Here is a 14,024-nt window from a genome sequence, read left to right on the forward strand (position 1 = left end):
GAGACTGAATGAAGATGCAGCATTTTGAAGAGAGCATTTATAATTTGATTGTAGAGACCTCCACGAACCTGCCGGGTGATGTACGCCGGGCGGTAGCCAGAGGGCGGGCGCTGGAAGACCGGGCGACACGCTCCGGACTGGCACTAACCACGATAGCGCAGAATATCGGGATGGCGGAGCAGCAAATATCGCCGATCTGCCAGGATACGGGGATGCCGACTTTTATAATCCATACGCCGGTGGGCGTGAATCAGATAGAGATGAAGAAGGATATTCACAGCGCAATTATCCGTGCTACGAAGAACGGGAAGCTGCGTCCCAATTCCGTGGATTCGCTAACAGGCGAGAACAGCGGGGATAATCTGGGGGCAGGCACTCCGGTGATTCACTTCGAGCAGTGGGAGGAAGAGAGCATTGATGTCCGGCTGATCCTGAAGGGCGGCGGCTGCGAGAATAAGAACATCCAGTACAGCCTTCCGGCAGAACTGGAGGGACTCGGCAAAGCCGGACGCGACCTCGACGGTATCCGCAAGTGCATTCTGCATTCCGTGTACCAGGCGCAGGGCCAAGGCTGTAGCGCAGGGTTCATTGGCGTAGGTATTGGCGGCGACCGTACCACGGGCTATGAGCTGGCGAAGAAGCAGCTGTTCCGCAAGGTCGAGGATGTGAATCCTGTTGAAGATTTGGGCAAGCTGGAGAATTACATTATGGAGAATGCCAACAAGCTCGGAATCGGCACGATGGGCTTCGGCGGTGAAGTGACGCTGCTGGGCTGCAAAATCGGAGTGATGAACCGGCTGCCAGCCAGCTTTTTCGTCTCTGTGGCCTATAACTGCTGGGCCTTCCGCCGTCAAGGCATTCTGGTCCATCCGGCTACCGGTGACATTCAGGAATGGCTGTATGAGAGCGGCACCGGGATATCCGTTGAGGGGGAAGCTGCACCGCAGCCTGTTGCTGAAGCTGTGGGTGTAGCAGCAGCAGAAGGGACAGCTTCCGGCGTGGTGCCAGAGGATGCTACGATTCCTGCGGCACCGGCTATTGTATCCGGTACGGGTGAAGCAGCATCGGGTGCTGCTGTCTCGGGGAACGGGGCAGCCTCTGAACCAGCTGCGGCAGCCTCCGCTGGCTCAGGCGGCTCGCGTGAGATCCGCCTGAGCACACCGATCAGCGAGGAGGATATCCGCAGCCTGCGCGTCGGCGATGTGGTCATCCTCTCCGGCGAGATGCATACCGGCCGCGACGCCCTGCACAAATACCTGATGGATCACGACACCCCTGTCGATCTGAACGGTGCCGTCATCTACCACTGTGGACCGGTCATGCTGAAGGATGACGAGGGATGGCATGTGAAGGCCGCTGGCCCGACGACCAGTATCCGTGAGGAGCCGTATCAAGGCGATATTATCAAAAAATTCGGTATCCGCGCCGTAATCGGCAAAGGCGGTATGGGACCCAAGACCCTCCAAGCCTTAGGTGAGCACGGCGCAGTCTACCTCAATGCAATCGGCGGTGCAGCACAGTATTACGCAGAATGTATCAAGAAGGTCAACGCGGTAGACTTCATGGAATTCGGTATTCCTGAAGCCATGTGGCATTTGCAGGTGGACGGCTTCGCAGCGATCGTCACCATGGATGCGCACGGCAACAGCCTGCATGCTGATGTCGAAAAGGATTCCGCCGCCAAGCTCGCCCAATTCCGCGAGCCGGTGTTTAAGTAATTGAGTAGATTGTTCCTGCTTCGCGATAGTATCTAACAAACTGTAATATAAGCTGGCTGGATATCCCGTTAGACTAGACCTCCTTCATATCGGTGAAGGAGGTTTTTTGGCGATTGCGGAAATTGCGTAGGGCAACCTCCTATGGCGGATGAGGTGAGTGAATAAGGGGGGACGCTGCTGCGTAACGGGAAGTTGCTTGGGAGGGGAAAGGAAAGGATAAATAAAAGCTGGATGCGGAAATGAGAGGGATAAATCCCTCTGATGGTGCTGAAAGTGGACTGGATGCGGAAATGAAAGGGATAAATCCCTCTGATGGTGCTGAAAGTTGTCGGAGAGTGGAAATGAATGGGAATGATGCTGAGAGTTTATTGGGGGAAAGAGTAGCTGAAGAGCACTAGTGCCCCTGAATCTCAGGAAAGTTAGCTAAACGAGCAAATGAAGAGCACTAGTGCACCTGAATTTCAGGAAAGTTGGCTCAACGAGCAAATGAGGAGCACTAGTGCCCCTGAATCTCAGGAAAGTTAGCTAAACGAGCAAATGAAGAGCACTAGTGCACCTGAATTTCAGGAAAGTTGGCTCAACGAGCAAATGAAGAGCACTTGTGCCCCTGAATCCGCCAACCGCCTTGAATTGATCTTACCAGCAAAGGAAGAGGGGAGCATGAGAACAATACAGCCTCCCTGAGGGTTCCTTCCAGGTATGAGCTTATGCTGAATACTGTTTTTTGTGTTTTTTGCAGAGCGGTTATCCTATATGGGATACGGGTTGGCGGCAGGTTTGATTTATATGTCTTGACAGCGCATACAGGGACATGTTAATTTTTAGTGGGGAAACCGGTTTCCCCACTGCTGTGTTGAAGCTGTAAAGCTAAGCTCTAGCGAAACTATCTAGCTAAGCATTAGCACACTCTAGCTAAGCTCTAGCCAAGCTAGGCATTAGCAAGCTCTAGCCAAACTATCTAGCTAGGTATTAGCACACTCTAGCTAAGCATTAACACACTTTAGCTAAGAGTACGCAAGCACTTGCTAAGCACTTGCTAAGCTCCAGCTAAGCAGTCAGTATCAGCTTATGCACTATCAAGCTGAAGCAAAGCACAAGTTGTTAACGTCAGAGTATCCGCTGGCCCAAAGTGTTGCATTCGGTTTTACATGAGAGGGAGATGAGGAATGAAAAGAAAACGTAACCGCCTGCTTGTTCCCGTTCTAATCACATCCATTGTATTGTCGATCATGATGAATCTGTTTGTCCTGCCGCAAGCTAAGGTGGAAGCAGCCAGCATTGGAACAGTAACCGAGAATGACACGATTTATCAGATTATGGTTGACCGCTTCAATGACGGGGATTCTTCCAATAATGCAACAGGCGCGGCTATCCGCTACGGGGAGAACTCCGAGGAGGATTTCCGTTACATGAAGGGCGGCGACTGGCAGGGGGTCATTGACAAGCTCCCGTATATTCACAATATGGGCTATACCGCGATCTGGATCTCACCGGTGGCCGAGCCGCAGATGACTAACCGTGAGAACAACGGTTCAGGCAAGAACACGGCCTACCACGGCTACAATGTCAAAGATCCGAACAAGGCCAACCCTTACTTCGGCACCAAAGAAAAGCTGAAAGAGCTTGTAGACTCCGCGCATGCGCTCGGAATCAAGGTCATCATCGATGTCGTTCCTAACCACATCGGCGATTACATGCTGGGCACTCAGGCTTATTATGATATTCCTTCCTTACAGCCTGCGGCTCCATTCAATAATCCGGCCTGGTACCACCACAATGGGGACATTAACTGGTCTCTTGCCGATGGACGGTACGATCAGTGGGCCCAGGATTATCTGGAGAATCATGATCTGGGCGGTCTGGATGATATCGACTTCGATGTTCCTGCCGCCAAGCAGGCCATCTTCAGCTCGATCAAGGGCTGGTTTGACTATACGGGGGCAGACGGCGCCCGGGTCGATGCGGCCAAGCTGATGAAGCCGACGGATATCGGCGAACTCCAGAATTTGCTGGGCGTGAATACTTTTGGGGAGAATTTTGATGGCAATGCCGAATTCGTCTCCCGCTGGGTCGGTACCAACAAGGAGTGGGGGATGCTCGACTTCCCGTTATTCTTCTCCGTGCTGAACAGCTTTGCGTACGGGCAGTCTTTTGACGCGAATATTAAAGGCACTCTGGCTCAAGACTCCTACTATGGCGGCAACGCCAACCATATGGTTACCTTCATCGACAATCATGACCGCAACCGCTTCCTGACCGAGGCTGGTGGCAGTGTTGAGAAGCTGCAGAATGCTTTGTCCTTTATTTTCACCGTGCGCGGAACGCCTGTGGTCTTCCAGGGAACGGAGCAGAACAAGGGCAATGGCAACGGGCAGATCATGACGGGCGGCATCGCTGATACGTGGAACCGTTGGTCGATGGTGAAGCGGGATGCAAACGGCAATGTGCTGGAGAATTATTTCAATGAGAATGCCAGTACCTTCAAGCATGTAGCCAAGCTGAACGAGATCCGCAAAAATAACCCGGCCCTGCGCACCGGCACCCAGCGTGAAATGTGGTCCGCACAGAATCTGTACGCTTTCTCCCGGAGGATTGATACAGGCACGAATGTCGGCCAAGAGGTCATCGCCGCATTCAGTAATGCGTCCGGCGGATCACAGACGGTGACGCTGCCGCTGCGTGCTGAAAGCACGCTTACAGCAGGTACGGTTCTGGTGAACCAACTGAACCCCTCCGATACTGTGACCGTGCAGACGGGTGGTGTTACCGGTAAGCAAATTACAATTACCCTGGGCGCTAATTCGGCCAAAATCTACTCCAAAACACAGCCGGTAACCGATACGCAAGCACCAAGTGTTCCGGGAAATGTAACAGCAACTGTACAAAATGCCTCCAGCGCGCTGGTGTCCTGGTCAGCATCCACTGATAATGTTGGGGTGACAGGGTACGAAATTTACCGCAACGGCATGAAGATCGGGACTTCCGCTACGACCTCTTTTACAGATAACGGACTTGTGGGCAGCACTAATTATTCTTATACGGTAAAAGCGTATGACGCCGCCATGAATCTGTCGGCCTTCAGCGCAGCCGCTCTGATCGTTACTCCTGCCGGTAACAGTGTGACAATCTACTACAAGCAGGGTTACACCAATCCGTACATTCATTACCGCCCAGTGGGCGGGACTTGGACGACATCTCCAGGCGTGGCTATCCCAGCTGCCGAGGTAGCTGGCTATAACAAAATCACCATTAACATCGGCGCAGCCACCCAGCTCGAAGCCTGCTTCAATAACGGCAGCGGCACCTGGGACAGCAATGGCGGCAGCAATTATTTATTCGGCACCGGCACCTGGACCTATACGCCTACAGGTAATATCCAGGCAGGCGGTCCGGTAGCGCCAACGGCATCGCCGACGGCTACACCAACCGTAGCGCCAACAGCGACACCGACCGTGGCGCCAACGGTGGCACCAACTGTAGCTCCAACTGCTACACCGACTGTCGCACCAACCGCAACACCTACAGTAACACCAACCGTAGCGCCAACAGCGACACCTGTGCCAACCGCCACTCCGGCGGGCAACAGCGCGACGATCTATTACAAAAATACAGCATTCAGTAACTCCTATATCAATTACAAGCTGGATGGGGCAACGGCCTGGACGACTTCACCGGGTGTGCAGATGCAGGCCTCTACTTTCAGTGGCTACAAAGCCATTACCATTCCGCTCGGCAGCGCCACAGGCCTGACCGCAGCCTTCAATAACGGCAGCGGTACCTGGGACAACAATGGCGGGAATAACTATCATTTTGGTACCGGCAGCTCCAGTCTGACGGGAGGAAATCTGATTACCGGCGAACCACAGGCCGATAGCGTAACCTTCCGGGTCAGCGTTCCGGGCACGACTCCAGCGAATGCTCAGGTCTATCTGACGGGTTCGTTCAACAGCTGGAATGCGGCAGATCCGGCCTACCTGCTGACCCGTGGAAGTGATGGGATATATTCCATCACCTTGAACCTTCCGGCAGGCAGCGCCGTGACGTATAAGCTGACGCGCGGAAGCTGGGCCACGGTAGAGATCACTTCCAGCGGAGCGGATATTGCGAACCGTACGCTTACACCCGCAGGCGGTGCACAGACGGTGACGCTGACCGTGCAGCGCTGGAAGGATCAGTAGCAGGTTATTGGTCAATTTATTATCCAGGAGTGTCTGATCCACGAATCGCCCCTTTTTGGATGGTGTAATACAGCCCTCTGAGAATGGGCGATTTCTTTTGACTTAAGATGCAGAAATAGATGGATTTTCTCCACCTGCTGCTTACAAAATTTGCGCCGAAGAAACAATAGTTGGACAACCAACACTTAATCATTCACATTTACGAGAAATAGCAGAAACAAACATAATTAGTTGTCATTTATCCACTTGCTTCCGGTAATTTAGCAGAAAAGGGCGAATTAAGCTACGTTTTTCCAATTGTTTGCCGTGAACCGGTCACTTCTGAAGAGCAGGGCTGAAACTATTTGGATTGGAGGAGTTGAGGATTGGAGAAATGAGGAGTTGAGGAATTAAAGTTTGCAGAATCGGATAGTTGCGGGTTGAGGTGTTAGGGTGTTGAGGTGTTGATTATTTAAGGAGATTTAGGGTTGTGTAACTCCCACCTCTTAAACAGCGCAGCGGGCGGACTGATTGTGGAGAAGCGGCAGCGTTCGCCTTTGTTCCCGGATTTTTACCGCTGAGTCCATTCTAATTAAATCCGGGAACAACAGCGATCGGAACAACGGTCCGTTTGCGGAGCGTCCACTTAACGAGCCCCCATCACTCCATCCTCGCCCTCGGTTCTCGATCTCACTCATCGCTCCATCCTCGCCCTCGGTTCTCGATCTCACTCATCGCTCCATCCTCGCCCTGGTTCCTCCCTCGCCCCTCAGTATCTCCCAATCCTCTCTGGCGCTCCTTCCCAGCCTACGCATCCCGCTCCCCGCACATTTTACACTCCGTTGATAATCGCCGCTGGAACTGGTATTTTGCCGAAAATGCAGGTAGAGTGTTCTCATGGACATTTACACGAGGGAAGAGGACCGCCGCAGATGAAACCATTCCGCATTCGACTTACCATCATACTTATGGCTCTGATAGGAATATCAATGACCGGGGCCGGGATCACCATGGCTCAGCTGTTCAAGGATTCGCATATTTCCGTGCTGGAAGAAAACATGTCCCGGGAAATAAAGCTGCTCTCCGGCACCTTCTCATTCATGGATACCAGTAGTCCGGATGCCCTGAACTACTATACAGAACAGGCAGAGAAGATCTCCATCTTGACCGGATCGCGTGTCACCTTCATTACGAAGCAAGGCCGGGTCATCGGTGATTCGGAGAAGAATCCGCGCGAGATGGACAACCACTCTACCCGCGAGGAGGAGCTGCTGGCCGCGAAGGAAGGGATTGGCCGGGCGATTCGTTACAGCGATACATTAGACCGTGAAATGATGTATGTGGCGGGTTCCGTGTCCTCGGATCAGGGATTTGACGGGTATATCCGGCTGTCGATGGGGCTGGATACCGTATCCGAAGGACTGAACCGGGCGTGGATGATCATGGCAGGAGGACTGGTGCTGCTGTTCATTGCCGCTACCTTGGTGAGCTACAAAGTGGCTTCCAGTATGACCTCACCGCTGGAGCAGATTACCAGAGTGGCGCGGCGGATTACCGATCTGGATTATGATGCCCGGGTGCCGATGAAGCGCAAGGATGAGATCGGCCAGCTGGCTACAGCCATCAACGCGATGGCCGACAGTCTCCAGGCCCAGCTGAAGACCATCCGCGACAATGAGGATCTGCTGCAGAGCGTACTCGACAATATGACCGGCGGCATCGTGATGATTAACGCTGAAGGGGAGATTGCCCTGCTTAACCGGGCCGCCGAACGGCTGCTCGATGTGAAGCACAGCGAGATGACCGGACATTCCTACAAGGAGATTAAGCATCATTATGAGCTTACCCGGCTGATTGATGATGGAGTGTCCGCAGGTGAACCTATTCACGAGGAGCGCAGCATCTATAATCCGGTGGAGCGGATTGTGCGTCTGGACGGGGTGCCGATGATCCAGGACGGCTGCTCCCGGGGGATGCTGTTCCTGCTCCAGGAGGTTACAGAGATCCGCAGGCTTGAGAAAATGCGCAGCGAATTCGTCGCCAATGTCTCCCATGAATTGAAGACCCCTGTCGCTGCGGTAAAGGGCTTCGCCGAGACCCTCCTGGGCGGTGGCGTTACGGATGAGAAGACGGCCCGTTCGTTCCTGCAGATCATCTACGATGAGAACGAACGGTTGAACCGCCTGATCGGCGACATCCTGGAGCTGTCCAAAATCGAATCCAAACGCGTTCAGCTGGAATGCTCCCCGGTTCATCTGATCGAGTTCTTCGATTCCGTGCTGGAGACGCTCAGCAAGGTAGCGGAGAAGAAGAAGATTACACTCAGCTCGGATGTGCCTGCGGAGTTATTCATTGAGGGAGATGAAGACAAGCTGCGCCAGATTTTCATGAATCTGCTCTCTAATGCGATCAACTACACTCAGGACGGGGGAAATGTCAGAGTGACCGTATTGAGCATCCAGAAGAAGGATGGCACCGAGAGCGTGCGCTTTACAGTCAGTGATACGGGGATGGGGATTCCGCGCAAGGATCTGCCCCGGATCTTTGAACGCTTTTACCGGGTGGACAAAGCCCGCTCCAGAAGCTCCGGCGGAACCGGCCTCGGTCTATCCATTGTGAAGCATCTGGTTGAGCTGCATCGCGGTTCTATTAACGTAGAGAGCGATCTGGGCATCGGCAGCTCATTCATTCTGGAATTGCCGCTGCTGCAGGAAGAGAATGAATAACTCTGCAGAGTCTAATAGAGAATAAATTTATAATTTTACACTAAGTTAACATTGTGGTGCTATGATGTGCATGTATGCAGTTTTGTAAAATTAATAACCTATGAAAAGACGGGGGAACCTATGGCACAACGATTGCTTGTCATTGAAGACGAACCGACACTAGCCCGGCTGCTGTCTTATAACCTGACACAGGAAGGCTACGAGGTGACGGTGGAGGATCATGGAACGGCAGGGTATGACCGTGCGACTAGAGAACCTTTTGAATTGATCGTACTGGATCTGATGCTGCCCGGCATGAACGGCATTGACATTCTGGATAAATTGCGTGGACAAGGCATCCGCACACCGGTTATAGTGCTGACGGCCAAGAATGCGGAAGAGGATGTCGTCCGCGGGCTAAAGTCCGGGGCGGATGATTATATTACGAAGCCCTTCGGCGTATCCGAGCTGCTGGCCCGGGTCAGCGCAGTGCTGCGGCGGATCTCCGGTATTGCCGAAGAAGCTCCGCCCGAGACAGCGGTATCTGCATCGACGATTATTCTCGGACAGCTGGAGATCTACCCCGAGCGTTATGAAGTCTCGCTGGGCGGACAGAGCATCAATCTGCGGCCGAAGGAATTTGAAGTGCTGCTGTATCTGGCCCGCAAGCCGGGCGTCGTCCTGACGCGGGATGATCTGATGAATGCCGTCTGGGGCTTCGACTATATTGGAGGCCAGCGCACCGTAGATGTGCATGTCAGCTCCCTGCGCAAGAAGCTGGAGCTTGACCCTGAATCCGTGCATATCGATTCCATCCGCGGCGTGGGCTACAAACTGGTCGTCAACAAGAAGAGAACACCTGTCAGCTAACATGGCGGTGTTCTTTTCTCACAAGTTAAGCACCTTCTCCCTAGCGCGTGTCTTACTACACACGGATTTTACACTGCGTTAACAATTCTCTGGAGCTCTTTTGACACTGAAAGCTTATCATGGGGAACGAAGATGATGAGAAGGAGACAACAGAAACTAATGAAATCCATCATTGACATAGAGAAGCTAGATCTCTACTATGAGTCATTCCATGCCCTGAAGAACGTGGATTTGCAGATTCCGGAGAAGCAGGTGACCGCTTTTATCGGACCTTCCGGCTGCGGGAAATCCACACTGCTGCGTACCCTTAACCGTATGAACGACATGATTCCCGGAACACGTATTGAAGGCAAAGTAAATATCGGCGGCAAAAACATCTACAGCGACGAGATCGAAGTGGAGAGTCTGCGCAAGCAGGTGGGGATGGTGTTCCAGCAGCCCAATCCTTTTCCAAAGTCGATCTATGATAACGTGGCTTATGGCCCGCGCCTGCACGGTGTGAAGAGCAAAGCCGAGCTGGATGTCCTTGTAGAGCAAAGCCTGCGCCAGTCCGCGCTCTGGGAGGAAGTGAAGGATTTCCTCAAGAAGTCTGCCTTAAGTCTGTCCGGCGGGCAGCAGCAGCGTCTCTGTATTGCCAGAGCCCTTGCTGTACAGCCCGATATTCTGCTGATGGATGAGGCGACGTCAGCGCTCGACCCGGTGTCCACGCTCAAGATTGAGGAGCTGGTTCAGGAGCTGCGGGATAAGTATACGATTGTAATGGTCACGCATAATATGCATCAGGCCGCCCGAGTATCGGGACGCACTGTATTTTTCCTGAACGGTGTCATTGTGGAAGCTGCGGACACGGAGCTGTTATTCTCCAACCCGAAGGATTCCCGCACAGAAGACTATATCTCCGGCCGCTTCGGCTAAGGATGGCTGATTCGTAAGTCTTAGGTTCACTCCGTTCACCCGATATGACCATATGTTTTTGAGGAGGATCACTTTCGATATGATTCGCAGAAAAGAATTCGACAAAGATCTGGAAGAACTGCGCACCCTGCTGCAGCAGATGGGCGAGCATGTAACGGATGCCCTGGATGGTGCGATACTGGCCCTGCAGACCCTTGATACGGCACGGGCGCAGGAGATTGTCAAAGCGGACCTGCGGCTTAACGCCATGGAAGACCGGATTATGGAGATCGGCTCACGGCTGATCATCACCCAGCAGCCGGTGGCGAAGGATCTGCGCCGCATTATTGTAGCCTTCAAAATCTCCAGCGATCTGGAGCGTATGGGCGATCTGGCACTGGATGTAGCCAAGGTAACGATGCGCATCCAGGGGCAGCAGCTGATCAAGCCGCTTGTGGATATTCCGCGCATGGCTGAGCTGGTCACGATCATGACCACGGAGGCTATTCAGTCTTATCTGGACGAGAATACGGATCTGGCCTACAAAATGGCGCAGGATGACGATCAGGTAGATGGTCTGTACAGCGCGATGATAAACGAACTGTACACGTATATGGTTCAGAAGCCTGAAACCGTGAATCAGGCGATGCTGCTCACACTGGTTGGCCGTTACATTGAACGGATTGCCGACCATGCCACGAATATTGGCGAGAGTGTAGTGTATCTGGTTACAGGTAAACGTCCGGATTTGAACCAATAACCGCATAATGTTGGCGCATAGATACAGTTTAGCAGAGCTCTGCGCCTTGAACGTCAGACAGCAAGCCACCTCCCCGGGGCTTGCCTTTTTTTGTTTTAAAGCGCGCTTCACTTGGCAAACCTGTATTCCATACCATTAGCAGCAGCTAAAGGCCGGAGCAGGTGTGGATCTGTAGCCTCAGGTTCTTTTTTGTACGGAGCATATGGTACTATGTAAAGAGAAAGCAAGATAAAGGCGAGGTGCTAGTGTGGACAAGCTGATACTCATTGATGGAAATAATATCATTTACCGGGCGTTCTTCGCCATGCCGCCGCTGACGAATACAGCAGGACAGCAGACGAATGCGGTATACGGTTTCACGACGATGCTGCTCCGTCTGCTGGAGGAGCATAAACCGACACATATGATTGTGGCCTTCGACGCGGGGAAGATTACTTTCCGGCATGAAGGCTATGAAGATTATAAGGGCGGACGCCAAAAGACCCCGCCGGAGCTGTCCGAACAGTTCCCGTTGCTCAAAGAGCTGCTGAAGGGTCTGGGAGTTCCGCAGTTCGAGATTGCCGGCTACGAGGCTGACGATATTATCGGCACCATCTCCAGGGAAGCGGATGCCGCCGGCCGTCAGGTGATGATTGTGTCCGGGGATAAGGATATGCTGCAATTGGCTTCTGAGCATACCACCATAGCGATGGTGCGTAAGGGAGTTACGGAAGTGGAGCTGTACGGGCCTAAGCAGATCCGGGACAAATATGATCTCACCCCTGAGCAGATCATTGATCTGAAGGGGCTGATGGGCGATGCCAGCGACAATATCCCCGGGGTACCGGGAGTCGGGGAGAAGACAGCGCTTAAGCTGCTCCAGCAGTTCGGATCGGTGGAGGGCGTGCTAGCCGGAACCGGCGAACTAAAGGGGAAGATGAAGGAGAAGCTGGAAGAGCACGCGGATAGCGCCATCATGAGCAAAAAATTGGCGACGATCTACCGTGAAGTTCCGCTGGAGCATACCTGGGAGGATATGGTGTTCAGCGGTATTGTTGCCGATACGGCGGGCCCTGCCCTGGCGAAGCTGGAGTTCAAGTCCCTGCTGGAGCGGCTGTCGCTCAGCGCCTATTCGCATGCGGCAGACGGCGGTCTGTCCGGCCCCGCAGCGGTGGAAGCGGCAGAGCTTACGATTACCATCGTTGATGAAGCCGGATTAGAGAAGCTGGTTCAGGCACTGCCGGACATCTCCGCCCTGCATGTGGAATCTAACGGGGAGAACCCGCACCGTGCCGAAGTGATCGGCCTCGGGCTGTCTTCGCCGGAGCAGCATTACTTTGTGCCTTTTGCCCTGCTGAAGAGTGAGGCGGCAGCACCCCTGCGTGACTGGCTCGGTGACGAGCAGGCACCGAAGAGCGGGTATGATCTGCACCGTGCCGATCTGGCGCTGCATTGGCAGGGGATTGCTTTTGCCGGAGCCGCTCACGATGTTCAGCTGGCCGCTTACCTGCTGGACCCGACTGAAGCGAGCCAGAATCTGAATGACCTGACCACGAAATACGGCCTGCCCCGCTTGTCGCCGGATGAGGATGTTTTCGGCAAAGGGGCCAAATATAGAATTCCTGAGCTTGCGATTCTCGGTGAGCATGTCGCCCGCAAGAGTGCGACTGTGCTTGGCATTGTGCAGAAGCAGCAGGAGGAGCTGGACAAGACGGACATGACCGGTCTGTTCCAGGACCTGGAGATGCCGCTGTCGCGGATTCTCGCCGATATGGAGAAGCAGGGCATTGCTGTTAACAAGGACGATCTTATCCAGCTCGGCAAGGAATTCGAAGCCCAAATCTCCCGGCTGGTCACTGAGATCTACTCCGCATGCGGAACTGAATTCAATCTTAATTCTCCGAAGCAACTGGGTGAGGTTCTGTTCGTGAAGCTGGGCCTGCCGGTCGTGAAGAAGACGAAGACCGGATATTCGACGGATGCCGAGGTACTGGAGAAGCTTGCGCCTTATCATGACGCCGTGCGCCTGATTCTGCAATACCGTACCCTGGCCAAGCTGCAATCTACGTATGTCGAAGGTTTAATGAAGGAAATTTCGCCGGAGACCGGCAAGGTACACACCTTTTACCGGCAGACGATTGCGGCCACAGGCCGGCTCAGCAGCCAGTTCCCGAACCTGCAGAATATTCCGATCCGGCTCGAAGAGGGCCGCAAGCTCCGTAAGGTATTCGTGCCCTCAGAGCCGGGCTGGTCGATTCTGGCGGCGGATTACTCACAGATCGAGCTGCGTGTGCTGGCGCATATCTCAGGCGATGAGCGGATGAAGGAAGCTTTTGTCGAGGATATGGATATTCATACCAAGACTGCGATGGACGTATTCGGCGTCCCTGCGGAGAGTGTGGACAGTAATATGCGCCGGTCCGCCAAAGCGGTTAACTTCGGGATTGTGTACGGCATCAGCGATTACGGCTTGTCACAGAACCTGAACATTCCGCGTAAGGAAGCGGCCCGGTTCATTGAGCAGTATTTTGAGGTGTTCCAGGGTGTCCGCCGTTACATGGATGATATCGTAGTCGAGGCCCGTAAGCAGGGGTATGTGACTACGTTGCTGGCACGCCGCCGTTACCTGCCGGAGATCAATGCGAAGAACTTCAATCTGCGTTCCTTCGCAGAACGTACGGCGATGAATACGCCGATTCAGGGAACCGCTGCGGATATTATCAAGCTGGCCATGGTTCATATGGATAGGGCGCTGCATGAGCGCGGCCTGAAGAGCCGGATGCTGCTCCAGGTACACGATGAGTTAGTGTTCGAGGTGCCGGAGGAGGAGCTGGAGCAGATGAAGCTGCTGCTGCCCGAGGTGATGGCCGGAGCACTGCAGCTGTCTGTTCCGCTGAAGGCAGAGGTAAGTTTTGGGAGCAACTGGTACGAAGCGAAATAG

At 53.7% G+C, this 14,024-nt stretch carries 7 protein-coding genes; all 7 read left to right on the plus strand.

What is annotated here, in order from left to right:
- The first annotated feature begins 14 nt into the window (after positions 1 to 14).
- The 7 genes from NYE24_RS31130 to polA all read left to right on the plus strand — a co-directional run bounded on the left by NYE24_RS31130 (position 15) and on the right by polA (position 14,024).
- The gene (locus tag NYE24_RS31130) at positions 15 to 1,718 is read left to right on the plus strand and encodes a fumarate hydratase (RefSeq protein WP_342479328.1); all 1,704 of its coding nucleotides are present in this window, start codon (positions 15 to 17) and stop codon (positions 1,716 to 1,718) included.
- A gap of 1,166 nt (positions 1,719 to 2,884) precedes the next feature.
- On the plus strand, positions 2,885 to 5,896 hold the full coding sequence (locus NYE24_RS31135; protein WP_342477479.1) for a carbohydrate binding domain-containing protein: 3,012 nt from the start codon (positions 2,885 to 2,887) through the stop codon (positions 5,894 to 5,896).
- Between the two features lie 911 nt (positions 5,897 to 6,807).
- Positions 6,808 to 8,601 carry an ATP-binding protein gene (locus NYE24_RS31140; protein ID WP_342477480.1) on the plus strand — a complete coding sequence of 598 codons (1,794 nt, stop codon included), beginning with the start codon at positions 6,808 to 6,810 and terminating at the stop codon, positions 8,599 to 8,601.
- Between the two features lie 120 nt (positions 8,602 to 8,721).
- Positions 8,722 to 9,450 (plus strand): response regulator transcription factor, encoded by a 729-nt coding sequence (locus tag NYE24_RS31145; RefSeq protein WP_036695860.1) that lies wholly within the window; start codon positions 8,722 to 8,724, stop codon positions 9,448 to 9,450.
- Positions 9,451 to 9,609: 159 nt separating this feature from the next.
- On the plus strand, positions 9,610 to 10,365 hold the full coding sequence (gene pstB / locus NYE24_RS31150; protein WP_036695861.1) for a phosphate ABC transporter ATP-binding protein PstB: 756 nt from the start codon (positions 9,610 to 9,612) through the stop codon (positions 10,363 to 10,365).
- A 79-nt stretch (positions 10,366 to 10,444) separates the two neighbouring features.
- Positions 10,445 to 11,104 (plus strand): phosphate signaling complex protein PhoU, encoded by a 660-nt coding sequence (phoU, locus tag NYE24_RS31155; protein ID WP_036695863.1) that lies wholly within the window; start codon positions 10,445 to 10,447, stop codon positions 11,102 to 11,104.
- Positions 11,105 to 11,351: 247 nt separating this feature from the next.
- Positions 11,352 to 14,024, plus strand: a complete 2,673-nt coding sequence (polA, locus tag NYE24_RS31160; protein ID WP_342477481.1) for a DNA polymerase I — start codon at positions 11,352 to 11,354, stop codon at positions 14,022 to 14,024.

Source organism: Paenibacillus sp. FSL H7-0350 (genome assembly GCF_038593195.1).
Classification (GTDB): domain Bacteria; phylum Bacillota; class Bacilli; order Paenibacillales; family Paenibacillaceae; genus Paenibacillus_AQ.

Excerpts from the sequence above, each read along its gene's own strand:
- NYE24_RS31140 (WP_342477480.1), top strand. The coding sequence starts at position 6,808 with ATGAAACCATTCCGCATTCGACTTACCATCATACTTATGGCTCTGATA.
- NYE24_RS31135 (WP_342477479.1), top strand. The coding sequence starts at position 2,885 with ATGAAAAGAAAACGTAACCGCCTGCTTGTTCCCGTTCTAATCACATCC.
- NYE24_RS31145 (WP_036695860.1), top strand. The coding sequence starts at position 8,722 with ATGGCACAACGATTGCTTGTCATTGAAGACGAACCGACACTAGCCCGG.
- NYE24_RS31130 (WP_342479328.1), top strand. The coding sequence starts at position 15 with ATGCAGCATTTTGAAGAGAGCATTTATAATTTGATTGTAGAGACCTCC.
- pstB (WP_036695861.1), top strand. The coding sequence starts at position 9,610 with ATGAAATCCATCATTGACATAGAGAAGCTAGATCTCTACTATGAGTCA.
- phoU (WP_036695863.1), top strand. The coding sequence starts at position 10,445 with ATGATTCGCAGAAAAGAATTCGACAAAGATCTGGAAGAACTGCGCACC.